Source organism: Ruegeria sp. BJ5, from assembly GCF_056537865.1.
Genome location: NZ_JBQFSH010000004.1, coordinates 234287 through 258525 on the forward strand (window position 1 = coordinate 234287; position 24239 = coordinate 258525).

Below are 24239 nucleotides of genomic sequence, written 5' to 3' on the forward strand. Positions count from 1 at the left end.
CAATCGGCAAACTGCGCTTTCGTAAAACGATATAATCCAAGACAACTAAATGATAGGAACGGAAACAACCGGAAACATGACTTAACCCGCCACAAATTTTGGAAACGTATTGAATTGTACCGAGTGCATGGGTGAATTGATGACCCGCTTCCTGAACACCGCGTGGATAGCGCCGCGTGGTTTCGCGTGAACCGATGAGTGAGCCAAGCTCGAAGCCGCTGCTGAAGCGGCTGGCCAAGAACATGTCATGGATGTTCTTGTCGCAGATCTTGGTTGGTCTGTTCGGTTTGGCCAGCCTCATCTTTACGGCTCGCGCGATCGGGCCGGCTGCGGTCGGGATTCTGGCGCTGGTGGATGCGTACATTCAGGTGATGGATAGGTTGTTCCGGCTCGAGCCGTGGCAGGCAACCATCAAATACGGCAGCGAGGCTCTGATCGAAGAGGATCAGAACAGATTTCGACAATTGATCAAGATGTCTGTGGTGACCGATTGCCTTGGCGGATTGCTGGCTGGTTCGGTGGCGATAATGCTGGCGCCAAAGCTTGCGCCGTTCATCGGGCTGTCTGAACCTGAAGGCGCGTCCTATGTCACGCTGGTTGCCCTTGGCTTGTTTCTATCGCTCCGACCAACCGGCATCGGGGTTCTTCGAATTTTCGACCGGTTCGATGTGCTGGCGATCTCGGACATGGTAATTGCCGGCCTTCGGCTTGTTGGAGTCATCATCGCCTTTCTGCTGGATCTGGGGATCTGGGCATTTGTGGCTCTGTTGCTGATGCATCAGATCCTGACCGGGCTGGTTGCGTTCTTTCTGGCTCTGGCCGAATTGAAAAAACGCAACCTGCACAGGTTTTTGTCCCAGCCGCTGCGGCGGGCTTTTGCCCATAATCCCGGGTATCTGCGGTTCCTTTGGAACTCGAATTTCAACGTGATCCTGCGACAATCGACTCAGCGGCTGGACATTCTTGTCGTCGGCGCCTTGCTGGACGTGACATCGGTGGGCTTCTATCAGGTGGGCAAGCGCATCATGGCCAATGTTGTTCGGATTGGCGGCCCCGTCAGGCAAGTCCTGTACCCCGAGATGACCCGCCTATGGGCCGTCGGCGATTTCGGCCGGTTCTGGCGTCTTGTGCGGCTGGTGTCGCTCTCGGTTTGCGGGGTGTCGATCCTGGTCTCCATTCCGTTGGCGTTGAAGATGCCTGAATTGGCCGTTCTGCTGTTCGGGCCAGAGTTCCGTGGCGCCGCGCCCGTCATGACGATCTTGATGTATGCCGCGATCGTGTATCTGGGGGGCTTGGTGTTGAACCCCGCCTTGCTGAGCATGGGGTTGGACAGCGCGCTGGTGCGCACGACGATTGTTGCCACGGTGATCTTTGCCGCCTCATTTCTGCCGTTGCTATATTGGATGGGGATTGAAGGCATTGCCCTAGCCCATTTGTTGTTCAATCTGGTCTGGACGGTGGGCTGCATATTCGCCATCCGGTCTTATCTGGCCAGAAAACACGAAACATGATGGGTTGGTGTTCTTCCTGCCCTGTCCCTTAATCCCTTAAGTAACGAGTATTTTGAGACCATCTATGCCAAGACGTATTCTATTTCCCTTCGAAGGTGACACCGTTATTGGCGGCAGTCACGTGTCAGCCTTGAAACTTGCGGCGGCGTTGGACCGGTCGAAATATGTGCCCCACATCCTGGTCCACTACGAGGCCGGCCCGGCGGCGGAGTATGCCCGATCGCTGGGACTTGACGTCGAAATCCTGCGCGATCCCAGCCTGATGTCTCCGGGCGGGCTCAGCTATCCGCGCGACTGTGGTCCGGGGCGATACCTGACTTCCAGCGCATGGAGGCTGGCGAGTGTCCTAAAGCGCATCGATGCCGACATCGTTCACACAAACGAAGGTCGCATGCATGCCAACTGGGTGCTGCCGGCCCGCCTGGCGGGCAGGAAACACATCTGGCACCACCGGCAGGATCCGACCGCGTTCGGGATCAACAAACTGGCGCCGCTTTTTTCCGACCACATCATCAGCGTTTCGCATTTTTCGAAGCCCAGCAACCCGGTGCGGTCAGTCGACAACAAGTTCACCGTGATCCGCAGCCCATTTGATTTCAACCCGCACCCACCGGAAAGGTCCGAAGCCCGAGCAGCCGTAATCGCCGAGATGGGATTGCCCGATGACGCGCTGCTTCTCGGGTATTTTGGGAATTTCGTCACGCGCAAGCGTCCCGACCATTTTGTGAGGGTCATCGCGGCTGTGCAAAACGCGATGCCCGACACTCCGGTGCATGGTCTTCTGTTCGGCAGCGCGGCCGAGCGGGACGAACCGTTGCGCCAGACCTGCCTTCGCATCGCAGAAGAGGCGGGGATCAGCGAGCATATCCATATGATGGGGTTCCGTCAGCCGATCGATGGGTACATGGCGGCGATGGATGCCAATCTGGTGACCGCTCTGGACGAACCGTTTGGCCGTACGTTGATCGAAGCGATGTATTTGGGAACTCCGGTCATCGCGACCCGTCACGGCGGCAACATCGAAGCGATCACGGACTGGGAGACCGGTGTGCTGGTTGACCCGGACGATCCGCAGGCATTCGTGGAACCTGTGCGCAAGTTGCATCAGGACAGAGCGTTGTTCGAGAAGATTTCACAAGCGTCAAAGAACTATGCTCGTGCAAATTTCGGCTTGGATATTCATGTGAACGGGGTTTGCGAGATCTATGATCGGTTGCTCGCTTGATAGCTTGTTCGGTCAACGACGCGGGTTGTCGAATGCGTAATAAGTATTGCCCGCGACGAATCCATCCAACCCGACCTGGCGGGCATAATGTGCCAGATCCCGGGTTGTATTAATGAAGCCGGAGTTCTTGAAATTGAGCGAGGTGTTGCAGAGCACGCCCACCCCCGACACCGCCTTGAACGCGGCCAGAAGGTCGTAAAAATAGGGGTTCTGATTGCGGTTGACCGTCTGTACCCGCGCCGATCCGTCGACATGGGTTACCGCGGCCAGGTCCGGATTGGTAACGCGGTGAAAGTCCATCATGTATGGTGAGGGTGCGCTGATGTCGAAGTGCAGTGCTGCATCCTCTTCCAGGCAAGACGGCGCCACTGGACTTTTGTTGGCCCGTCCCTTGATCCGATTCAGTCGCGTACGTGTCTCCGGGGAAAACGGCGCGGCCAGGATTGACCGGTTTCCCAAAGCGCGCGGCCCAATCTCGCAATTGCCGCGGGTCCAGCCAATGATCTTTCCGTCCAGTAGGTCTTTGGCGATCGTGTTGAGGTTCAGTTCGGTTGCGGTCATGCCCAGCGTGTCGATGCGGTCGTCGCAGAAGGACTGGCCGGAATAGACCGACCATTCCAGTTTGGCTTGGCCGGTATAGTGGCGCATCGCGTCCACGGCGGTTCCGATAGCACATCCCGAGTCGCCGGTCGTCGGCGGAACGAAGACCTCGCGGAACAGCCCGCTTTGCTTCCACGCGGTGTTCCAGTGTCCATTCAGGCCACACCCGCCGGCGATCAGCAGCGGATGCTTTTCAGGCAGGTTCTGTTCCGCATAATCGCGAAACTTCTGGAATATCGCTTTGGACAGCTTGGTGGCCATGTTCTTCAACTTTTGGCTATCCGTTCCAATGTTGAAGAAAGGTGAGGTTACAAAATCGCTTTTGCGAAGTGCGTCGCCGCCCAAGTCCGAGGAAAGCAACCGGTTGATCAGTTCCGTCTCGTCCGCATCGGGTGGACCGTCTTCGCCAAATGCGCAGGCTGCCATCAGGCGGCCGGGATCCTGTGGCCGGGGTGATTTGCCCGTGACCGGAAAGTCGGGGTCGGCGAGGGAATTAAGAAACGCAAAGCGCGAGCCCGGTGCCGTCATCACCTGCCCTCGGTGATAAATTGTCAGGTCGCTGTCGATCTCGTAGAAATCTCCCAATGCGCCTTCCCACAGAAGCACATAACAGGGCTCGCCCTGACGAAAGGGGGACATGGCATAGCTGCACCAGATATGCGCCCGTTCGTGAGTTGAAGAGTAATAATCGACCGACTTGCCAAAAAAGGTTCGTTTGCCAACTGTTTCAGACCCCGCGCCGATGCCGAAGTATCCGGCTCCCGAAGTTGTAACGTGGTCGGCCCCGTTGCTTGACCACCCGCTGAGGGCCAGGACATCAGGCAAATCCTTGAACCATAGACCCGCGTCAATGAACGTGTCAGGCGTAACCGGCGTATACCGGGGGAAGCTGTTCTTTTCCGCCTCGTAGGAAAACAGCAGACGCCCGTCGGTGCTGTCGACTCCCGCAACTGTGCCGTCATGTCCGGATTTGAAAGACAGGATTTTCATGAATAGCCCTTCCTTCGACAAGTCACGGTCCAAAGACCAAGTGCCTCGCAAACAGATGTGACAGTCCGTCGGGTCAAAAATGCCGGGGCGCTGACGGATCGAATTAACCGCAAATTCATTCCACGAATACCAAAACAAATGCCACGATTAAGCCTAGCAGAAGCTCGGTGTTTGGGGGAACCCAAGTTCGCAACCGGCTGCCGTCGGGCTTAACGCAGTGGCTATTCGTGAACGAAAGAGCACTTTTGGCGCGATTGTTCACTGGGTGGGTGTTGCGTACTCTGCGCAGTGCCCGGCACCAGACCTGTGCAACAGGCTGACAAGTCCGGTGAATCACACTTTCAAGGCTTCCGGTTGGCCGTGAAAGGCTGAAATTTGATCGAGCGGTACCTTCATCCGGGTTGCACCTACCAGCCTCTGACCGTTAACGTGGCCGCGTTATCAGGCAAGTTTTTTGGCCAAGGGTGTTTTAGGTTATGTCAGTAATTTTGGGTTTGGCTACAATGAGCAACAGCGCTGCCGCGCTGTTCAAGGACGGCAAGCTGGTTGCCGCAATCGAAGAAGAGCGGCTGACGCGGGTCAAGAATGACGGGGCATTTCCCCATCAGGCGATCGCCGAAGTTCTGCGCATTGCTGGGCTGAAGTTCTCGGACATCGACGAGGTTGCGGTCTATTGGCAGCCTTGGCGTATGGTCGGCCGAGGTATGGGCACGATGCGCAAGATTTTGCAGCGACCCTCGGCCGCCAAAAGCGTAACGGCGCGGATCGGGGCACTGTTCGTCTCCGATGCCTCGTCGGACGAGTCACAGGACAGCGGCTGGATGGACCTGTTCCGCATCCGCAAGATCCTGACGGCCGAGCATGGTCCGGCCGATTTCAAGTTGCACTACATCAACCACCATCTGACCCATCAATTGTACGCCGAAGCGATGCGTGACTGGGACAGCTTCGTTTCCCTGTCCTATGACGGTGGCGGCGAGGAAAGCTCGACCATCGTGTCAGTTGTGCGGAACGGCAAGCGGGAAGGTCTGGCGGACCATCGCTGGCCAAACTCGCTGGGTCATTTCTACTCGACCTTCACCGGTTTTCTTGGCTTCAAGATGCTCGAAGGTGAATACAAGATGATGGGCTTGGCGCCGTACGGCAAACCCATCTATCGCGACGCCATCCTGCGCGAAATTCTGATCCTGGACGATGACGGCGGCTACCGCGTGAACACCGCGCTGTGCGACTATCACTCAGCCCTGCGCGGCGAGTTCCATCCACGTATGGAAGAACTGTTCGGCACCCGGCGCGAGCCTGGCACCGCGCCGAACGAACGCCACGTGGACCTGGCGGCATCCGTGCAAGCCGCGTTCGAGGCAGCCCTGCACCATATTCTGGAGCCGGTCCGCAAAGCCAATCCGGACCTGCGCAAATTGGTAATTTCCGGCGGCTGCGCGTTGAATGTCACGGCGAACGGAACACTGATCGCGGACGGCACGTTTGACGAGGTCATCATTCCACCGGCCCCACATGATGCTGGCTGTGCAGTTGGCGCAGCGCTGGCCTGCATTCCGAGCGAGCAGGTCGATCTGCCCTCGGTCCGCAGCCCATATCAGGGTGCCGATTGGGCAGATGCCGACATCACCGCTGCCTTGGATCAGTATTGTGCGGAACCGCAGCAGGCCCTGCCTGTCGACCAGTTCCTGGACCGTGTGTCCGACCTGCTGGCCGAAGGCAAGATCATCGCCTGGTTCCAGGGGCGGGCAGAGTTTGGCCCGCGTGCTTTGGGTGCCCGATCCTTCCTTGCAGACCCACGCAAGGACAGCATTCGCGACGATCTGAACGTCAAGATCAAGAAGCGCGAGCATTTCCGGCCCTTTGCGCCCAGCGTTGCGGAGGAGGCGGCCTCGACCTTTTTCGAGATCGATCAGACCAGCCCCTACATGAACATCGTTGCTCGTGTGCGTGACGATCGGGCGGCAGACATCCCGGCAATCACCCATACTGACCAGACGGCACGCGTACATACGGTGTCGCAGTCGGCGAACCCGCTGTACCACGCCTTGTTGACCCGGTTCGGCGAAAAGACTGGAGTGCCTGTGTTGTTGAACACCTCGTTCAATATCCAGGAGCCCATCGTCTATTCGCCTCTGGATGCTTGCGCGACATTTGCGGCATCGGGAGTGGATGCGTTAGTGATCGGTGACTACGTCGTTCTGCGCGAAGCGCTGAAGGATGACAGCGCCCGGGCCCAAGCTGTCGCGTGACCCGGCTGTTTCTCAGCGTCGATTTCGAAGACTTTGCGCATGATCTGAAACGCCTTCTCGGGGTCTGGGAAACCGGACCCCTCAGAGTTGAGGAGCTGTGGCAAAGCTTTGAAACCATTGATGGCTTCCTTCGCTCACATGGTGGATCGACGGGTTGCGCCGCAACGTTCTTCTGCACGGGGGTCGTGGCACGCGACGCGCCTGATCTGGTGGCCGAAATCGCAAAGCGGGGCCACGAGGTTGCCTGCCACTACTATTTTCATGACAGCATGGACCTGCAGTCTGCGGAGACCATAGACCGTATGCTGGGTCAGGCGCGGCAAGCTTTGGAAGAGGCCGGGAACACCCCTGTTCGAGGGTTTCGCGCCCCGCGCTTTCGATTGAACCGCGCAACGCCTGAACAGTACCGACTGATTGAACGTCATTTCGACTGCGACTGTTCGTCATTCTTCGCCTCGGCGCAGGAATGTGATCGGTTTTCCCGGGAAATGGGGCTGACCACGCTCCGGATCTTGCCGTTGTTCATGACGCCATTGGCGGTCAAGGGGCCGATGGTGCGTCTGGGAGGCAGTTATCTGAAGTTCATGACTTCCAATCTGGCGGGGAAACTGATCGAACGGTCTGAACAGGCCGGTATCGCGCCGCAAGTCTATCTGCATCCCTACGAGATCGTGGAACCTCAGTCATTCATGGTTTCAAGGGACGAGCTCGCGGCCTTGGGATCTGCCAAAGCCGCTTACTGGGCGTTGCGGCAGTCACAGTGGCTGAACTTTGGCGGCGCGCGACTTCTGCGCAAGGTCGAGGGTTTGATACCCGCAGGCGGCCTTGCGGGTCGGCTGGATCAGTTGATCGGAGAATAAAAAAGGGGCCGGTCAGTCGACCAGCCCCAGTCATTCGCGGAACCGAGGGATCAGTTCGACGCGGCCATCAGTTTGTCGTTGTGCTCGCGCAGCGAGTCCGAAACGATCGCGTACCATTCGCCGGATTCACGCATTTCGTTCAGGCCCTTGTTCAGCATGGCCAGGTACTGCTTGCCGAACGGGTTCGAACGGTGCGCAATGAAACGCAGCGACGACAGCGAGGTCACGAAGGGGTTCTCGATCAGGTCGTTCTGGTTCAGACCCATTTCAACCATGGTGTCCGAGAACAGCTGAACCTCGAAGGTTGCAACATCTGCAGTGCCGGTCAACACGGCATCCAGACACTCCCGCGCGGTGATCGGCTGCATCAAGGTGATAGTGTCGCCATTGATCAGACCTTGCTGTTCCAGATCGTGGATGAACCAGCCGTCCATGCGGCAGATGGTCGACCCTTTTAGCTCGTCAAAAGTGGTCGCATTGGCAAACTGGCTTTCGGGCAGGGTGTAGAAACCGACCACGATGTCATAGACCGGGACCGACGAGTCGAACTGCGTGCAGCGCACCTCGGTTTCCCAGGACCATTCGTAGCTGCGGTTGGTGCAGTCCGGCATGTTCCATGCCATCGACACGTCGAACGCGCCCAGCGGCAGCAGGGTTTCCAGGTGCGAGTTCCAGTCGTCAACAAAGCTGACTGAATAGTCGCGGGCGTTGCCGCCCCGCTGCAACGAGGTGGTTGCCAGACGCGGGATGATACCACCGCCATTCAGCGATTCATCTGCGAAGGGCGCCCAGCCGTTACCGGTGACCAGTTTGATCGGCGGCTCATAGACGCTCGAGCGTTTCACGCTTGCAGCGCGTTGCTCTTCCGCGGCGATGATTTCCTGCGCGCTGCGGCCGTTCGGCAGGCTGCCGTCTTCACAGGGCAGGGCCAGAACGATGCCCGGCTCAAGCGAGTTCGGGTTGGTGATGACGTTGCGGTTTGCGTTGAAGATCGGCTGGTAGTTCGATGTGCCGTAGGCCGCGATGGCGATGGTTGCCATCGTGTCACCGTCCTGAACCGTATAGTTGGTACAGGCCTCCTGAGCGGCGGCGGCGCCGGCGCTGAGGGCGGTTACTGCGGTGGCTGCCGCCACCAGTTTCTTCAGATTGATTTCAAACATGTCCACTTCCTCCAGACTTTTGTTTTGTCAGACCTTTCCGGCCCTTATCCGTTTTCCATTTGGTACCGCAGGGCGGTCGAGACGATGTCGCGCCATTCGCCCGATTGCTGCATGATCGCCAGACCCTGATTGAGCGTCTCGAGGATCGCTTCCCCATCCGGATTGTCCTTGTGGGTCATGACGTTGAGCGACTTGATCGCCGCCAGGTTGGGGTTTTCGATGATCTTGTGTTCATAGCCCAGCCGACCGATGGCCTCGACGGCCAGATGCGCTTCGATGGCGACCAGGTCAGCCCGCCCGTCCATGACTGCGTGGAAACACTCGTCCGGATCGACGGGGCGCAAGATGGTGATCGCAGGCTCGTAAAGACCCACAGCGTCCATGTGCGAGGTTGACCAACCCTCGGGGCGGCAGATCGTGGTGCCGACGAATTCCGCGTAGCTGAGCGAGGTTTCGTAGCCTGAGCCATCCTTCGCGAAGAACGTATCGACCACTTCATAGAACGGGTTCGAGAAGTTGTAGGTCTCGCACCGGTTCCGGTCACTCTCCGAAAGTGTCTCGGCTTCTTCGCAGTTGGGGCGCGACCAAGGGAACGTGGCATCGAAGGCCAGGGTGGGCATCAGCAGGTCCAGATGCGACGACCAGTCGTTAACGAACTGGATCTTGTAGGCCTGTTCCGGCGCCGCCCGCAGCATCGCGGTTTCGACAAGGTTCGTGTACAGACCGCGATTGGGCAGGGCTTCGTCGGTAAACGGCGCGTAGTTGCCCCCGGTGATCAACAGCAACTGGCGGTCGCGGATCTCGGGGCGGGTGCCGTCACCGGCGTTGCGGATCAACGCGGCACCTTCCGCGCGGGCGGCCTCGATTTCCTTCTTCGCGGCTGCCTTGGCTTCGATGACAGCCTCGTCGCTGACCTGCTGGGCCTCCGCAACGCGGGCTTCGGCGTCGGCGATGGCCTTGGCGGCACGCTCTTCCGCGGCCTTGACCAGTTCGGCTGCCATCTCGGCGGCCATGCGCTCGGCCTCGGTTTCCGGTTCAGGTGCGGCGCGGCCGACATCCTCGAGGCAGGGGAAGGTCAGAACGTCGCCGACGCGGATGATGTTGGGGTTGGACCCGATCGTGTCGCGGTTGGCGTCGTAGATGATCCGGTAGTCTTCGGTCGCATAGACCTTAATGGCCAGTTCACGCAGGCTGTCGCCGCGCTGGATCTCGTAGGTCGAGCATGCCTCTTGCGCCGAGGCTGCCCCCGTTGCTGCCGCCAGGGCAATGCTGGATATGATCAGGTGTGTTCTCATGGGTCCTGTTGCTTTGCTTTTGTTATTGTCGGGCCGTTTTGATGACGGCGATTGAAATGTTGTCCTGATCCGGATCACCCTTGGCGATCAGCGCCTTGAGGAGGCTGTCGGCGATGTCCTGGGAGAGGGCCGAAGCGTTGTCCTGAAGGATGGACTGGATGTCGTGGTTGCCCAGATATTGCAGCCCGTCACTGCCGAGGATGAGGATGTCATCGGTCGTCAGTTCCAGCGCGTCTTCGGGGCAGTCGACCTTGGGGATCGCCGCGCCCATGATGACCGAGGTCAGTTGGTTGCGGTCGGGATGAACTTGCGCTTCGGCTTCGGACAGCTCCCCTCGGGATACCTGTGCGTCGATGACCGGTGCCATCGAGTGATCTTCGTTGATCTGGGACAGAACGCCGTTGCGGAACAGGTACAAAGGGCTGTCGCCGATCGAGATCCAGAACACTTTGTTGCCCAGCAGCAGAACTCCCAGCAGGGTCGAGCCCATGTTGAAGCCTTGTTGCTGGTCGTCGCCATACCCCGCCACGGCCGCGTTGGCCTGCATTGCGGCCATGGGCAGCGCATCCAGCAGCGTATTCTCGGTCAATTCCGGATTCTCCAGAACTGCGTCGAGCACTTCGCACCAGGACTTGACCACCAGATCCGAGGCCACTTCGCCCGCGGCGTGACCGCCCATGCCGTCGGCCACCACGACATAACCGGCGTTGGCGGCGTCAAAGACCCGCGAGGCAACCGCGTCTTCCTGCGTGTCGCGCTGACCCTGATCCAGGATCAGTGCAATGTCATATGCCGGAGTAGCCAGCATCCGTTACGCGTCCCGCCAGTCGAAGTTTTCGTCACAGAAGGCCACGAACCGCAGCGACGTTTCGCTGATGCGGATCAGGTCGCCGCTGGACAGCGGCACGGTGCTGAGGACGGGTTTGCCGTTCAGGCGCACAAGATTTGCCTTGCCGCCATGGCCCAGATAGCATTTGCGGTCTTCGGGGTCATAGGCAATCACGGCGTGGTTTGACCGCGAAATCCCGGTGTCGCCAAAATCCAATTGGATCGCCTGGTCATCGTTGCGGCCAATCTGCATCAGTCCTTCGGTCAGTGTTATGCTGGACCCCCGGCCGGGGCCACTGGTCACTGCCAGCCAACCGACCGGGAATGTCGCGCCTGCGGTTTCGGTTTTGGCCACCGGCTCGGCGGTTTCGATAAGTTCCTGCACATGTGTGTCCGGGCGCTCGAACCCGAGGAAGGTGGTCTTGACGCGCGACCGACGATCCGAGGCCGGCGCTTCGGCTGCTTCCGGAGCGGCTTCGGCTTCTTCGGGCTCGCCGGCCACAGGTTCGGCATCTGCCGCTGCTTCGTCCGGGGCGGTTTCGACTGCAATCGGTTCCGGCAGCTCGAACGGGGTCGGTGCCGAGGCCTCTTCCTCTTGGACTTCCTCCAACTGGGGTTCGGCAGTTTCGGCCATGACCGACTGGATGGTCTCTTCTTCTTCGGTTGCCGCGACGTGCAGCGTCACGACCTGTTCGGCTTCTTCCGGCGCTTCAGGCGCGGCTTCGGCCGTTTCTTCGCTCTCTGTTGCCTCTTCCACCGTCGGTTCGGTCTCGGCGAAATCGGGCATCTTCTCTTCCGGAATCAGCTCGTCGGTTTCCTCGTAGCTGTCCGTGCTCAGGTTTCCACCAGCCAGAGCCTGGCGCAGTGCATTGAAGTCCGCAATCGGCTCGGCCTTGTCGGTCGTTTCGACTTCGGGTTCCGACCCTTCGGCTTCTTTGGCTTTGCCGGCACCCTCGAGAAGCCGGCTGAGTGGGCTTTTGTATTTGAACATGGTGTCGACACCTTTTGACTACTTGCACGGGCTTCGGTGACCCGTGGGGCTGCTACGAACCTCTGCGCATGGCGCAGCGGCACTGATGAAGATGGTAACCTGAAACACTCTTACCTTCCGCGGCGGGCCGGTCCCCACCAGGAGGGCCAGAACGCGGCATCCTCCTCAGCAAACACAAACTGGCGGATCAAATACGTACCGGTCTGATCACTCCTGCGCCAAAGGCATCACGGCGGTTGTTTCCGCCCCGTTTCGAAGCACAACCAAACGTGCTTCGGGCTTGTTTTCGGAAACCAACGTGTTCAGCGCGGTATCCAGACTGTCGGCTGAAATCATCTCGGTTCCCGAGACAGTCTCGCGGACAAGAATGTCGCCGCTCTGCAGGCCACCTGCCATTGCGGCCGGTGCTCCGGCAACAACTGTCTGCCATTCGGACAAATCGGCGCCGCGGGCTTCGAAAGAGTAACCGTTGGCCAGCCCGAACTCGCGGATTGCGGGCAGGGCCAGCAGACCATTCTGCGCGCGGGTCTGTCCGATGGGGCGATACCGCGCCGCGACACGGATATAGCCGTCCGGGTCAACCTGAAGGTTGTCCAGAACCTGTGCGGCAAGCGTCGTTCCGGCGCGCACAGGGTTGCCGTTCAGGGTATAGATCGCCGCGCCTCGCTGCACCCATTCACCGATCGTGGACATGTCCTGGTCGGCGTCCACACCGGTGATGGCGATGATGTTTCCGGTCGAGGCGCGCCGTTGCGAGGTTGAGAACGGGATTTTGACATCCCAATGGGCATAGCTGACTTGGGTCTCGGCCAGATTGACAGGAGCGCTTGGTGCGACCGTCGCCACCTCCGCGGGTTCTTCGGGCTGAGCCACTTCTTCCTGTGTTTCCACCGCCGGCGGTGTAACAGCCGCTGCGGCCTGCTCGACAGGCTGGTCTTCTGCCACCTGCTGTTCTGTTTCGGTTGCTGCTGCGGTTTCTTCTGCCTTGGTTGCTTCGGGCGCGATCACTGGTTCGGCCGTCTGCGTTTCGGCAGGTTCGGCCGTCTCGGTGGGCGTCGCGGTCTGGATCGGTGTCGGGTCCGTCTGGGTCGAGCCGCCGGACATCACGAAGAATCCACCAGCGGCCAGAATCGCGATGGCGGCGACACCCGCGATCAACTTGCCGTTGCCGCCCGATCCTTTTTGGACGACCGTATCCACTGCCGCTGCTGGTTCGTCCTTCTGGGCAAAACTTGCCGGACCGTCGTCGTTCTTTTCGCCATGCCCAAGAGCCAGATCGGAATTGCCGGCCAGCAGGGCTGTTACAACCGCTTCGGCATTTTCGCTTTCGGCCTTGATACGGGCCTTTTCGGCCTCTTCGTCCTTGCGGTCCAAGGCCACGATTACCGAAACGGGGCGATAGGCAAAGCTGTCGAATTCGACACCGGGGCCGCGGAACATCCGCAACCAGTCCAGTGCGGATTGAAGGCGGTCGGTCGCGTGGACCTCCATGGCCTTGTCGATCGCCTCAAGGAAGCCGTCCGGGTAACCTTGGAAGCGGCCGGTGAGCGGCTGATAGGGATCCTTCTGTCCGTTGTTGAAGGCATTCAGGCGCGATTGGCCGTCGATCGGGCGCTCGCCGCTGATCGCGTGGTAGAGCGTTGCCGCCAACACATACAAGTCGCTACTGGGACCCTGCTCCGAGCCGCGCACGTAGAACTCGTGCGGCGAGTACCCGTCCTTGATCACCCGAAGCGTCAACAGGGCCGCGGATTGGTTGGCAGCCTGTTCACGCGCGGCGCCGAAGTCGATCAGGATCGGTTCGCCGTTCTCGTCGATTAGGATGTTGTCGGGCGAAATGTCCCGATGAAGCATCCCGCTTTGGTGGATGAACGACACCGCGGACAGCATCTTTTCGGTGACTTGGACGATAAAGTCCGGACCGGTTTCGGTCTTGGGGTCCTCGATGTAATCCAGCAGATCGCATCCGCGGATCAGGTCCATCGCGATATATGCAGTATCGTTGTCTTCAAAGACCTGGTGTACGTCGACGATATTGGGGTGGACCAGGCGGGCATGGTTGCGGGCTTCCTGAATGAACAGGTCGATGATCGCGCGCAGGTCGTCCTTGAAGGCCGGGTCATTGGGTTCGACCAGGTCACCGTTGCGGCGACACAGAGCACCCGGATAGCATTCCTTGATGACTACATCGCGTTCCAGGCTGTCACGCGCCAAATACGTGATGCCGAACCCGCCATTGCTGAGGAAGCGAAGAATTTCGTACTGGCCGCGCAGCAGTTTCGCGCCCGGTTGCAGACCTTGAATTTGAGGTTCGTCGTGCGATGCACCGACAGCCTGGTTGTGGTTCATTTCTTCCCGCCCATCATTCCAAAAACTTGCGGCCAAAATAACCGGGCAATCAGCCCGCGAACACACAACCAACACAACCGCAGGACACTTGAGAACGGTTAGACGTTTCAAATTTGACTTTAATGGGGCCGCCTCGTGGCTTCACTGAGAACGACTTCGGACACAGATCAATATATTGATGTAAGAGCTGATAACGCGAATATATGTAGTGTCGACCGGCGAACGAAAAGGATTCAGTCCGGGCGCCAGACGACCCATGGTCCACGGATTCGAAACAATGGAATCATGATTCCAGTGTTAACGATTCGCCGCACCGCGGCTCAATCTTTGCGGGAATGACTCAGGTTCCGGTCTTCGGAGGGGCCGAAGCGACGGTGCTGCCGGCCCAGGCCAAGTTGTCGCTGAGCTGCGCCAGAATGCTGATCGCATCCTTGAGTGGCCCTTCGCCGCTCTCGAATTGAAGCAGCAGAAGCAGGTCGGTGGCCTTTTCGAACTCGCCCGGAATCCAGTCGGCTTCGGGATCGATCTCGGACCCGTTTTCCAGCCGTTCCGCAAAATCCTCGACAATTTCCTGACAGCTTTGCAGGAAGGCGGCCGGTTCGATGTCCGAACTGTCGCGCAGGTCTACGTAAATGCTGGCGATCGCCGCCAGCCAGTCTTCGAGGATCGGGTTGTCCAACGGCGGCAGCGCAGATTCCAGACTGGGCTGAACCGTTCTGGTGTCCGAGGCTGCGGGTTCGCCCGCGCCGGTCAAGGTCTCCAAGAACGGCAGGAAGTCAGCGGCAAGGTCCTGCCGCGCGGCCTCCAGATCCGTTCGGCGGCGATGCGATGCAATTTCAAGCACCTTCTCCGCAAGGTTCTGGCCGCCGCAGGTTTCCCACAAGGCGAAGTCCGGTTCCGGCTCTTGCGCCATGGCGCGAACGGCAACTGGTGTCCCGATCGGTACGATCGCGCGGAACATGCCCGACTTCTCCTTCTCCAACCGCGACAGAACGCGATCGAGGGCGTCGCGGACAGGGGGCAGGTCCGTGTGAGTGACGGCTAGCAAGCTGTTGTCGCGCAGGTTTTGCGGGACTTGTGCCCACAAATGGCGCTCGGTCTCGCGCCAAGCGTTGGTTCCGTTCGTGCACCAGATGGCGCAATCGACGAATTTCAACAAATCAAGCGTTTGTTTGTAAGTGTCGTCCAGCGCACCGGAGCCGGGCAGGTCGAACAACGAGATTTCGCGCAGGGCAGGGGTGTTCAGCCCCACCGAGATAAAATCAGGATTGTCGGCCGCGGCCTTTTCCAGGGCGATGCCGGAATAAACCTTTGGCTCGCGGTCCCACCACCCAACGGTCGTTTCAGGCGTGTCCGCATAGGTGACAATCACCAGAGGCAATTTCAGATGTTGCGGACCCGTGGGCAGGATGTCAGCTCCGGCGAGCATGTTGGCAAGACTGGACTTCCCGGCGCCGAATTCCCCTGCAAAACCGATTGAGACCGCGTTTGACAACCGCTCGGCGTGGGACTGTGCCCGCGCGCGCATGCCGTCCAACTCGGGCGTGGACGGAAGGCGTTCGGTTGCGGTCAGAAAACGGTCAAGCTGACGCACTTCCGTCTCGGTTCCGGGAAATTCAATCACTCGGCGGCCTCCGCTTGTCGTTCGTCGCTGTGTTCAGCGCCAAAGGTCGATTGCAATTCGTCCGCGATCCGGCGTGCGCGGTCGAAATCGACCTGCGCCTGGGTGCGCTCACATGTCTCGCCCGTCGCGGTGCGGTTTTCAAGATGCCCGGCGAGCAGGGCCAGGAAATGGTCCAGAGCGGTATTCAGGCGCTCCAGCAGGTTCTCACGCGCGGTATCGATCAGATCGTCTCCGATCATCTCGAATTCCTGCACGATCATGCGCTCGGCGCGAGAGACGACGGATTTCCGCGAAATCAGACGCGACAACCAGTTCACCCGCAACTCGACCGTAATCCCTCGGGTCAATGCGGTGGTATCCGGACGGAACCAGCGCACGGCACTGGTGTTCATACGGCTGTCGGTCGGCTCCTGCCAGCCCGGCAGGGACCGCAGAGACGCGTTGGCCTGCATGTCGATGGCATAGAGTTCGCTGAGCATCCGCTGCCGAATGACCTGAGTCGCACCCTGCACCAGTTCGCGCATGCGTTCGCGCAACGGTGTAAAGTTCAGTTCGGTTGCGCCACCTTTGGCAAGCAACGGGGATTGCCCGTCGGGTCCGCGCACAACCGATACGACGGCTTCGGCCACGGTGTCATCCATCACACCACGCAAGTTTGCCAGAACATCATCCATGTCGCGGGTGATTTCTGCGGTTTTGTCCGATACCAGCTTGCGCAACTCGGCGAGGGTCTTGTCATTCTCGCCAGCCGCATCGTCCGAAGGTTGGCCATCTTCTTCCAGCGCGCGGAGGCGGGCCTTGCTGCGTTCCAGCTCGCCCTGAGCAAAGCCGTTCAGGTGTTGCCACGCCATACGCAGTTGTTCGTTGCGCGGGCCGTCAGTCAGCGCGGTGGTGACATGCCGGCGCAGATCGGGCAAGCCCGAGGCGATCATCGCGGCATACCGCAGAACCGCCTCGCGGCTGATGGGGCCGGGGCCGCGTTTGATCTCTTCGACGCCGGCAAGGTACTGCTTCATCTGTTCGGGATGCGCCCGCAGCCAGGCGAGGATGTGATCGTGGTTGACGCCGGTTTCGTCCCCGGTCAGTGCGTAATGCGCCCACTGAGCGCTGCCCATCAGAACGTCGATGCTGGACTTCCCCAGAGCCTTTTCCAACCCGTCCAAAACGTCGGCGCGTACTTTCGCCGCGTCTTCCGCACCGCCGCCCAATTCGTCGACCCGGTTGATGAAAACCACGATCTGACCCAGCTCAAGCGCCTGCATCAGCCGGAACAGTTTCAAATCGGCGCGCGACAGGGCCTGGTGCGCGGACAGAACCACGACGAAAAAGTCGGATTCCTTGAGGTACTGGCGCGAGATCTCTTCGCGGATCAACAGCGGATCATTGACGCCGGGCGTGTCGGTCACGGTCAGCGGGAACGGGAAATGGCCCAGATCAAAATACACCTCGGCCTTGCGGGTGATGTCGCTGTACAAACCCCGGTCCGAGCCCGGATCATGTTCGGCTTCGTCGGTCGGATCATCCCCGGCACAGACATAGCGGGCAAGGTCATCCGACGTCAGTTCTTCGAGGTCGTGATGCTGGCCCATCAGCTGTTCGAAACTGTCACCCAGGCGCAGACGAGCGCGGTTTTTCATCGCCTCGACCTGCTCCTCGATCATCTCGCGCTTATAGCTGTCCTCATCGTCGGGGAACATGTTGCGCAGTTCTTCGCCTTCGGCGATCAGCGCCTGCCATTGGCGGTTGTCGAAGAAATGGAATTCGGCCCCCGATGTGCGCCCGGAGGGATGACCGAAATGCATGTCGGTGATCACGGTCGTCCACGGGTTCACGTCCGACGGCAGAAATTCTGCCTGTCCCGTAAAGCCGTTGATCAGGCGGGACTTCCCGGCCTTGATCTGCCCGACGAATGCAATCGATGGTTTCAGGCCGCTGAGGTCGTCAACGATGCGAGAGATGAACTGACAGGTCTCGTCATTGCTCACCTCTTTCATTTCGCTGGCGATCCGGATCAATTCCCGGCGGTTGGTTTCACTCATAACACTACCCTAAAAACTGGTACCCAAGATTTGCTTCCAACTTAACTTCAACTGTCGCGAAATCGGTGCCATCAGACCGACTCCCGCAGAGATTTCCACAGGTTGACGACGGCACCCAGCTTGCGCGCGTCATGTACGGCGGCGGCTGTATTGCGACCATCCCGGACCAGAGCGACACCCGCGCCCTTGCCACCTGACGGCCGCATGACGATCAGTTGCGGCTGTTCGAGCAGCCCGGCATTGTCGGCATCCCATCCCGCCAGATCCTGTGCGAACCGGGTCAGCAGATCGTCCGAAGGGTGAAGAGGCTGTCCATCGGCGCACAGGCCATCGAACTGTTGGGTCGCACCCTCCGCACTTGTCAGCAGGCGTCCCATGGCGAACCGCTCGGCGCCGTCGAAGAAAGCCGCGGCTACACTGAGTTCTGTGCCTTCAGCGCTGTCCTGCTCTTTCGTATCCTCGACGGGATCCGGGACAACCGAAACCCGTGGCTCGGACGGTAGAACGATCTCGGCACAGACTTTCTGCATTTCGCTGAACGTGATGCCGACGTCATCCGCCTCCAGCGGCCCGTCCGGTTTCAAAGACACCACTTCGATCGGAGGTGCGGTCGCGGCCAAGTCGGACACGAGCCGCGCCAGCTTTTCGATCAGCGCTTCGCGCGGTTCGGTTTCGAAATCCGGAAGGGCGCCGGTGCTTGCCGAATAAACATCCGTGATCCGTGAGCTGTTCACCTCGATCGCCAGGATCGTTCCGTTCTGGGCGTTGAACTCCAAGCGTCTTGGAAGAACCGTTCCCCGGATCAGGTTCAGTATGCTGGCCCGACGGGCCTCGGCCGTGTCCCCGGTCAACCGAACGGCCGGCGACAAACGGGGCGTCGCAGACCGCCCGATGTTTTCGAGCATGTCGATTATGTCTGTCGCCATCATGCCGTGACCCCCTCTGGTCCCGTCTAAACTGCGGCCGCTACCGGCCCCAGGCTGAGATGTGATTTCGTAAGCGTCAGCCCGATATTCGCGCTGTCGCGGCAGATGTAGCAGACCACGTGTTCCGGATAGGCCCGGGTCCGCATGAAGATGTGCAGCCGGTCGTTCGAAAACACCGAGATTTCCCCAAATCCCGGGTTCTCCGGATCCTGTAGTCCGGCCGAGGCCAACAGCGCTTCGAATGCTTGAACGCCTCGGCCCTGAAACAGGTTTGCCACTGCAACGGCGAGGGTTTCCAAGGCTGTGCCATCCTCGGTCTCGGTTGCCGACATGCCCAGAAGCATGCCCGTTTCCATGTCGACATATCCCGCTGCGATGCAGTCGGGAATGGTCTCCATGGCGGTGGTCAATGCGGCGTCAATCGTCATCTAAAGCTCTATTATCCCTTATTAAGCCCAAAGGCGCAGCGGTTCTAAACCGTCGCGCCGCTGAGTAGCATTGCCGTTCGGGACGGGAAACGGTCTATCGTTTCCCAAGTGTCCCTTGAGGCCCGGTTACAACACATGCCACTCCGCCCTGTCTTTCGGATTTGGCACGGGTTGAATCGTATCCTGTTCGTCGCGCCCGGTGTGCTCGTGAGCGATCTTGTCGAACTCCTCAAGAAAGGCCTGGAACACGGCGTGCAGCCCGTCCACGTCTTGGGGAATATCTTCACTGGCCGCGATTTCCCGCCACATCGCCGCCGCGCTGAGCGGAGCTCCTGCCGGCACGCTCAAAAGGTGTTCCAGCGAGGTTTCGCCTTCACCGACCTGCTCACAGGGCGCTTCGGCTTCCTGGTCTTCAGGGGTTTGTGCCGCGACCAGGCCGTTCGATTCCGGCTCAGGTTCATAGGTCGTGGCATCGTCACCCTGTTGCTGGGACAACAGCGAAGCGATGGACGAGACCGAGTCCTCGACACTGGGTCCCGGGGTCTCGTCCTGTTCGCCCGTTACCGGCGCGGGGGTCTCGCCAACCAAACGTTCGGACAGCGTGGCCAGCAGGTCTTTGTCCTGCGCGCCTTGATCGGTGGTCTGGTCATCGCTGTCTGCGATCAGCATTTCGTCGTCCTCGACATCGAGCGTATCGTCATCGATCTCGTCAAAGTCTTCGTCGTCCAGCTGAGACACCGCTGTCGAAGTTGCCGCGACGCTGAGCCGATCCTCAATTTCGTCTCGGAACAAGGCCCGCAAATCGTCATCGGGCACCGGCGACATTTCGGCGCGCAAACGGTCGGCGTCATCCGGGTTGATCCGCTCACGTTCGGTCGACTCGCCGCGGCGCTCCACCCGGGCCGGTCGAACCGGGAAGGTTGCGATCACATCGTCCGAGTTCCGGACTGCTTCGAATCCATCATCCTGATCCAGCGGGTTGGTCAGCTTGAAAGGTGCGGGTTCCTCGGTCGCGGTCTGGCGATCGGACCGCTCGGGCCGCACCGGTTGGACCGGGGGCGTGCCGGCGAGGCTCTTGTCGATCTGGTAGCGGGCGAGCTTTTCCGCACGGCTGTCCATGATCTGCTCGGTGATCTCGAGAAAGCTGTCAATCATCTTGCCGCCGCCGCTGCGCGACCACAGCTCGGCGTCGCCCGTTTTGTCACGCGCGATGATCGCGTCACGGGCGGAAAACAGGATTGTCCGATTGAACAGGTGCCCCGCTTCGCGGTTGATGCGGCGCAGCACTTTCTGGCGGTCTTTCAGATCCAATGCGTCCGCGCGCGTGACCAACAGAAGCGAGTTGTGCTGAAGCCGTTCCGGCAACGAAACCCACGTGGCGCGTTCGGTCTCGCGCCAGGCTTGGGTCGAGTGGGTACACCACAGCACCCCGTTGGCCTGACCCACCGCACGGCGCCAGACATCGGCCTGGATTTTGGGGTCTGAAATGCCGGGCGTGTCGATCAGGTCGACAGCCTCGAGAATGTCCGCTTCAAGATAGATGCGGATGAACTGCGCGTCGTTGACGCCCACCTTGTCCAATTCGTCCAAACCAATCGGAGAAGTGGTCCCGTCATGGCGCTGGACGTAAGCGGGTTTGTTGCCCCAACTGAACCAGACCGGCGGCAGCTGGGTGGCCGTCACCTGCGTCGGTAGGGCCTGCTTGCGCAGCAGGAAGTTCATGAGCGTGGACTTGCCTGCGCTGAACTCTCCCATCAGCGCAAAAACTGGTTTGCGGCGGGACCACTGCTCGATGCGTTCCCATGCCCGAGGAGAGACGAAGCGGATTTGTGAATCTTTTGCCATGGCTTTCTTACGCTGCTTCGTTGCTGAGGTCTTTGAGGATGTCGCCGAGGATTTCGTCACGAGATTTCTTCGGCTCGAGCCCGGCCATCAGGTCCGGGGAGGTGCCCGGTGCCTTCTCGGCCGATTGCGAGATGCTCAGAAGGGTTTCCTGCTGCTCGCGCATGAAATCCGACAGGACGGCCCGAACATTTTCCAGAACGGCTGCGATCTGCGTTTCTTCAAGGTCCTTGGTGATCGAATTGGCTTCTGATGCGATAAGGCGGGTGTAGTCCGCCGCATAGGCTTCAAACCCTTTGCGGCGTTGCCACCAGCGTCGCCACCATGTGCTTTGAAGGTCCAGGGCGATCGTTCGGCCAATGCCCAATGGAGGCGGTACGCGCGGCACAATGGGTGCCTCGATGCTGAATTCGCCCAAGTGGTTGCCCAGAAGCTTCTGATACAGGGCCTCGACATCCGCGGCGGCTGCGGAATACAGCGCGCCGGCGTCCTTGCGCATTGCGCGGGCAAAGCTGAAATAGGCGGCCTTCTGCAGGGTACGAAGCCCGGCCGGATCGTATTGCCAGGTGCCCTGTTCGCCGTTCTGCTCGAGATGCGCGATCAACGAGTCGGTAGCACGTTTGACGAAGTTTGCCTCGGCCGATGCCAGACGTTCCAACACCTTGTCGCGCAGGGATGTCGTCAGGGCAGCAGCTTTCTTGTCATATTCGGCCGCGACAGTGGCGATCGCATCTTCGGGTGACACGCCGTCCAGATCGCGAACAACACCGCCTCCGCCAGACAGGCTCTTGGCGACCGAGGTGGCGCGAATCTGACTTGCGATGTTGCGGGCGCGGTGACGGACCCGATCCAGAAGACGCGTGCCTGCGCCTTGGGCGATCCGTTCGTTCATGGCCAACAGCAGGTCAGGCAGACCAGAAAGGGCCCAGATCTTGTCCAGCGATGCGGCCTGATCACCAAAACCGGCGGCCAGATAGAACGTGTTGAGGGCCTGGCGGGAATCGTCGGTGAGAATATCGGGGTTGCCGGTCAGCGCGGCCTCGGCCCACAACGCACTTCCGAAAACGACACTGGTGCTTGTGTCGATGCCATTTTGCTTGAGCGTGTCCTGAATGCGGTCGCGAATTTCGGGGACTTGCTTGACCGGGTCGGTCAGTTCGTCGATCCGGTTGACGAACAGGACGATCTGCCGGTTCTCGAACTGCGCGATAATCCGCATCAGCGCCATGTCCATCGTGGTCAGCGCCTGACTTGCCGCCAAGACCACGACGCAGACTTCCGATCCGCGCAGGCTGCGCAGAGTGATCTGTTCGCGCACCATGAACGTGTCGTTGACGCCCGGCGTGTCGCACAGTTTCAGCGCAATCGGGTACTGCGGAATGTCCATATACAATTCCGCGGCTTTGGTCACGTCGGCGAACCGGCCCGTTTTCGGATTGATGTCCGGATCGTCTTCGTCACCCAGGCAGACATAGCGCTGGATCAGCTCTTCGTCGAAATAGTCATACTGGTGGCTTTGGCCCAGGATCAGGTCGAAGTGCTTGCCAAGGCGTTCTTCGGACTTGGCCTTCATCTGCGCGATCTGACGACGGATGTCTTCCATTTCGTCGTCGGCGCCTGCGCGATTGGCCAGTTCGCCCAAACGGCCACCGCCGACCATCAGGTTGTCCCATTCTTCCTGCTCGAAGAAGGTGAACTTGGATCTGTATTCACCGGGCAGGCGGGTGTTGATGTTCAGCGTGGTCACAACGGAGGTCCACGGGTTCACATCCGACGGCAGCAAACCAGGCCGACCGGCCAGAATGTTGACGATCGAAGATTTGCCCGCCTTCACCTGCCCGACGAAAGTGACGCTGGCGGTGAAGTTTTCCATACGGGTCTTGAGCGTGGCCAGCCGCGCAGTCGAGCGCGCATCCGCCACCTCTGTCAGTTGGTCGATCTGTGTCGTCAGTGCGGACATGGCTTCCGACATCGGCGCCAATGCCTCGTTTCCTACGGACAAAAGGTGGTCGTTGCGGGCCATGTTCAGCCTCCGGTTCCGGTTGCAGCGATTTGGGTATGCCCGGATTCCGTCAAACTGGCAGGCGCAATGCCTGAAAAGCTGTCGATCCGGGCGATCAGTTCGAGAGCGTTGCCCAGCATCTCGGCCTCGGTTCCGGGCGAGATGGTATCGAAGGCACGCGAATCGGCCAGCACTTCGATCGAGCTGAAGCGGGTTCCATTGTCCAGGCGCGCGACCCGACGTCCGGTCGGGAACCCATTGGATTTGGCCGATGGAAGGGGCATTCGCGCATTAGCCAACAGGTATTCGTTGCCCTCATGTGTCTTCAGGGCGATGCCGAAACCCGTGTTCGGGAATTGCTGGTTGAGGTTTTTGAGCTCGCCGACAAAGCTTTCTCTTGCAAGAAAGACGACGTCTTGCTCGGTGGCAGCGGAGTTGATCTGTTCGGTCACGACTGAGACCCTTGTACTGGAGTTGAGCAAAAAAACTCGTACGGTGCCGAAAAGGCGAAAAAGACTCATTAACTCCTTGGTAGACAGAATTACCTTCATCACGGTGTTATTTTGACGTGATTGAGATATTTTGGCGTTTGAAATGTGGCGCAATTATGGTGACCGTTGCATGACAATGCCGCAACTTCAGGATGTATTAGTCAAAATAGGCAGGACCGCCGGGTTTGAAACCGGGGTGTGTTTCGGCGTGCGATTGGGTTAGTCGTGATGAATTCGACTGATGGTTATTGTTCTGTAAAATAGGTGAAAAATGGAAAACCAGATCAGAGGTTGAGTGCACGCCACGGCAGAAGGCGGAGGGACCGCATTGCTATGGGTTCAGTGTGGGGTTGATGAGGGTGGTCGAGACGTCCCCATGCGATCCACAACGTCAGCGAGAATTTGGTAATTTTCGAAAATTTGGGAATGTGTCCAAAAACAGAACAATTATGGCGTTTTGTTTCGTTCCGAAAACGACGGGTCTCAGCGTTATGAATTCCATTTGGCGTTAAAAATAAACCGGGAAGCCGGATGCCACACATTCTTGCGCCGTTGCGCGGGTCGATCTTCCCCTCGCCTTGGTCATTTCCATTGTTTCCCAACGGGGGTCAATATTCCGCCGCAGACGGCAAGATTCCCTCTCGCGCTTGTCCAAAAGGTTTGTTATCAGCCCTTCCATTCGGCGCGTCGGCGCCGTGTTGCGGGTGTGGCGAAATTGGTAGACGCACCAGATTTAGGTTCTGGCGCCGCAAGGCGTGGGGGTTCAAGTCCCTCCACCCGCACCATTTTCTTTCTTGCCGATCATGCTGCGTGGGCGGATGCTGAG

Annotated in this window: 17 protein-coding genes and 1 tRNA gene; 5 read left to right on the top strand and 13 right to left on the bottom strand. The window is 59.4% G+C overall.

The genetic code is table 11. The features are described 5' to 3' along the window. Positions 1 to 194: 194 nt before the first annotated feature. Together ACR0NY_RS14715 and ACR0NY_RS14720 are read left to right on the top strand one after the other, a co-directional pair. The gene (locus ACR0NY_RS14715; RefSeq protein ID WP_170369548.1) at positions 195 to 1511 is read left to right on the top strand and encodes a lipopolysaccharide biosynthesis protein; all 1317 of its coding nucleotides are present in this window, start codon (positions 195 to 197) and stop codon (positions 1509 to 1511) included. A gap of 64 nt (positions 1512 to 1575) precedes the next feature. Beyond that, positions 1576 to 2736, top strand: coding sequence for a glycosyltransferase (locus ACR0NY_RS14720; protein WP_170369550.1), 1161 nt, complete (start codon positions 1576 to 1578; stop codon positions 2734 to 2736). Positions 2737 to 2748: 12 nt separating this feature from the next. Here ACR0NY_RS14720 and ACR0NY_RS14725 read toward each other — a convergent pair whose 3' ends face one another. Further along, positions 2749 to 4326 carry a carbamoyltransferase C-terminal domain-containing protein gene (locus tag ACR0NY_RS14725; RefSeq protein ID WP_170369552.1) on the bottom strand — a complete coding sequence of 526 codons (1578 nt, stop codon included), beginning with the start codon at positions 4324 to 4326 and terminating at the stop codon, positions 2749 to 2751. Positions 4327 to 4802: 476 nt separating this feature from the next. Between ACR0NY_RS14725 and ACR0NY_RS14730 the strand changes: the two genes are divergently transcribed. Together ACR0NY_RS14730 and ACR0NY_RS14735 are read left to right on the top strand one after the other, a co-directional pair. Then, a complete protein-coding gene (locus tag ACR0NY_RS14730; protein WP_280525658.1) occupies positions 4803 to 6578 on the top strand; it encodes a carbamoyltransferase family protein in 1776 nt (591 codons plus the stop codon). Beyond that, the gene (locus ACR0NY_RS14735; protein ID WP_170369554.1) at positions 6575 to 7438 is read left to right on the top strand and encodes a polysaccharide deacetylase family protein; all 864 of its coding nucleotides are present in this window, start codon (positions 6575 to 6577) and stop codon (positions 7436 to 7438) included. Before ACR0NY_RS14730 ends, ACR0NY_RS14735 begins: the two co-directional genes overlap by 4 nt. 50 nt (positions 7439 to 7488) lie before the next feature. Here the strand turns inward: ACR0NY_RS14735 and ACR0NY_RS14740 are convergent, their stop codons facing one another. From ACR0NY_RS14740 to ACR0NY_RS14795, 12 genes are all read right to left on the bottom strand, one after another. Next, positions 7489 to 8598: a transporter substrate-binding domain-containing protein gene (locus ACR0NY_RS14740; protein ID WP_170341645.1), complete on the bottom strand. Its 1110-nt coding sequence runs from the start codon at positions 8596 to 8598 to the stop codon at positions 7489 to 7491. A gap of 44 nt (positions 8599 to 8642) precedes the next feature. Beyond that, positions 8643 to 9893, bottom strand: coding sequence for a transporter substrate-binding domain-containing protein (locus ACR0NY_RS14745; RefSeq protein ID WP_170369556.1), 1251 nt, complete (start codon positions 9891 to 9893; stop codon positions 8643 to 8645). Between the two features lie 22 nt (positions 9894 to 9915). Further along, complete coding sequence (locus ACR0NY_RS14750) at positions 9916 to 10701, bottom strand: PP2C family protein-serine/threonine phosphatase (protein ID WP_170341641.1); 786 nt, start codon at positions 10699 to 10701, stop codon at positions 9916 to 9918. A gap of 3 nt (positions 10702 to 10704) precedes the next feature. Next, the gene (locus tag ACR0NY_RS14755; RefSeq protein WP_170369557.1) at positions 10705 to 11712 is read right to left on the bottom strand and encodes an FHA domain-containing protein; all 1008 of its coding nucleotides are present in this window, start codon (positions 11710 to 11712) and stop codon (positions 10705 to 10707) included. A 207-nt stretch (positions 11713 to 11919) separates the two neighbouring features. Next, a complete protein-coding gene (locus tag ACR0NY_RS14760) occupies positions 11920 to 14061 on the bottom strand; it encodes a serine/threonine-protein kinase (RefSeq protein ID WP_170369559.1) in 2142 nt (713 codons plus the stop codon). Between the two features lie 340 nt (positions 14062 to 14401). Next, on the bottom strand, positions 14402 to 15685 hold the full coding sequence (locus ACR0NY_RS14765; protein ID WP_170369561.1) for a dynamin family protein: 1284 nt from the start codon (positions 15683 to 15685) through the stop codon (positions 14402 to 14404). Next, on the bottom strand, positions 15682 to 17724 hold the full coding sequence (locus ACR0NY_RS14770) for a dynamin family protein (RefSeq protein ID WP_170367236.1): 2043 nt from the start codon (positions 17722 to 17724) through the stop codon (positions 15682 to 15684). Before ACR0NY_RS14770 ends, ACR0NY_RS14765 begins: the two co-directional genes overlap by 4 nt. A gap of 71 nt (positions 17725 to 17795) precedes the next feature. Then, entirely contained in the window at positions 17796 to 18650 is an 855-nt protein-coding gene (locus ACR0NY_RS14775) for a hypothetical protein (RefSeq protein WP_254432961.1), read from the bottom strand. A gap of 26 nt (positions 18651 to 18676) precedes the next feature. Further along, on the bottom strand, positions 18677 to 19078 hold the full coding sequence (locus ACR0NY_RS14780) for a hypothetical protein (protein ID WP_170341629.1): 402 nt from the start codon (positions 19076 to 19078) through the stop codon (positions 18677 to 18679). Between the two features lie 126 nt (positions 19079 to 19204). Further along, a complete protein-coding gene (locus tag ACR0NY_RS14785; protein ID WP_170369565.1) occupies positions 19205 to 20923 on the bottom strand; it encodes a dynamin family protein in 1719 nt (572 codons plus the stop codon). A 7-nt stretch (positions 20924 to 20930) separates the two neighbouring features. Next, positions 20931 to 22943, bottom strand: coding sequence for a dynamin family protein (locus tag ACR0NY_RS14790; RefSeq protein ID WP_170341625.1), 2013 nt, complete (start codon positions 22941 to 22943; stop codon positions 20931 to 20933). 2 nt (positions 22944 to 22945) lie between these two features. Next, positions 22946 to 23374: a hypothetical protein gene (locus tag ACR0NY_RS14795; protein WP_170341997.1), complete on the bottom strand. Its 429-nt coding sequence runs from the start codon at positions 23372 to 23374 to the stop codon at positions 22946 to 22948. A gap of 739 nt (positions 23375 to 24113) precedes the next feature. Here ACR0NY_RS14795 and ACR0NY_RS14800 point away from each other — a divergent pair. Further along, positions 24114 to 24198 (top strand) — tRNA-Leu (locus ACR0NY_RS14800). Positions 24199 to 24239: the final 41 nt, after the last annotated feature.

Excerpts from the sequence above, each read along its gene's own strand:
- ACR0NY_RS14725 (WP_170369552.1), bottom strand. The coding sequence starts at position 4,326 with ATGAAAATCCTGTCTTTCAAATCCGGACATGACGGCACAGTTGCGGGA.
- ACR0NY_RS14770 (WP_170367236.1), bottom strand. The coding sequence starts at position 17,724 with ATGAGTGAAACCAACCGCCGGGAATTGATCCGGATCGCCAGCGAAATG.
- ACR0NY_RS14715 (WP_170369548.1), top strand. The coding sequence starts at position 195 with ATGAGTGAGCCAAGCTCGAAGCCGCTGCTGAAGCGGCTGGCCAAGAAC.
- ACR0NY_RS14755 (WP_170369557.1), bottom strand. The coding sequence starts at position 11,712 with ATGTTCAAATACAAAAGCCCACTCAGCCGGCTTCTCGAGGGTGCCGGC.
- ACR0NY_RS14775 (WP_254432961.1), bottom strand. The coding sequence starts at position 18,650 with ATGGCGACAGACATAATCGACATGCTCGAAAACATCGGGCGGTCTGCG.
- ACR0NY_RS14745 (WP_170369556.1), bottom strand. The coding sequence starts at position 9,893 with ATGAGAACACACCTGATCATATCCAGCATTGCCCTGGCGGCAGCAACG.
- ACR0NY_RS14760 (WP_170369559.1), bottom strand. The coding sequence starts at position 14,061 with ATGAACCACAACCAGGCTGTCGGTGCATCGCACGACGAACCTCAAATT.
- ACR0NY_RS14780 (WP_170341629.1), bottom strand. The coding sequence starts at position 19,078 with ATGACGATTGACGCCGCATTGACCACCGCCATGGAGACCATTCCCGAC.
- ACR0NY_RS14720 (WP_170369550.1), top strand. The coding sequence starts at position 1,576 with ATGCCAAGACGTATTCTATTTCCCTTCGAAGGTGACACCGTTATTGGC.
- ACR0NY_RS14740 (WP_170341645.1), bottom strand. The coding sequence starts at position 8,598 with ATGTTTGAAATCAATCTGAAGAAACTGGTGGCGGCAGCCACCGCAGTA.
- ACR0NY_RS14750 (WP_170341641.1), bottom strand. The coding sequence starts at position 10,701 with ATGCTGGCTACTCCGGCATATGACATTGCACTGATCCTGGATCAGGGT.
- ACR0NY_RS14790 (WP_170341625.1), bottom strand. The coding sequence starts at position 22,943 with ATGGCCCGCAACGACCACCTTTTGTCCGTAGGAAACGAGGCATTGGCG.
- ACR0NY_RS14785 (WP_170369565.1), bottom strand. The coding sequence starts at position 20,923 with ATGGCAAAAGATTCACAAATCCGCTTCGTCTCTCCTCGGGCATGGGAA.
- ACR0NY_RS14730 (WP_280525658.1), top strand. The coding sequence starts at position 4,803 with ATGTCAGTAATTTTGGGTTTGGCTACAATGAGCAACAGCGCTGCCGCG.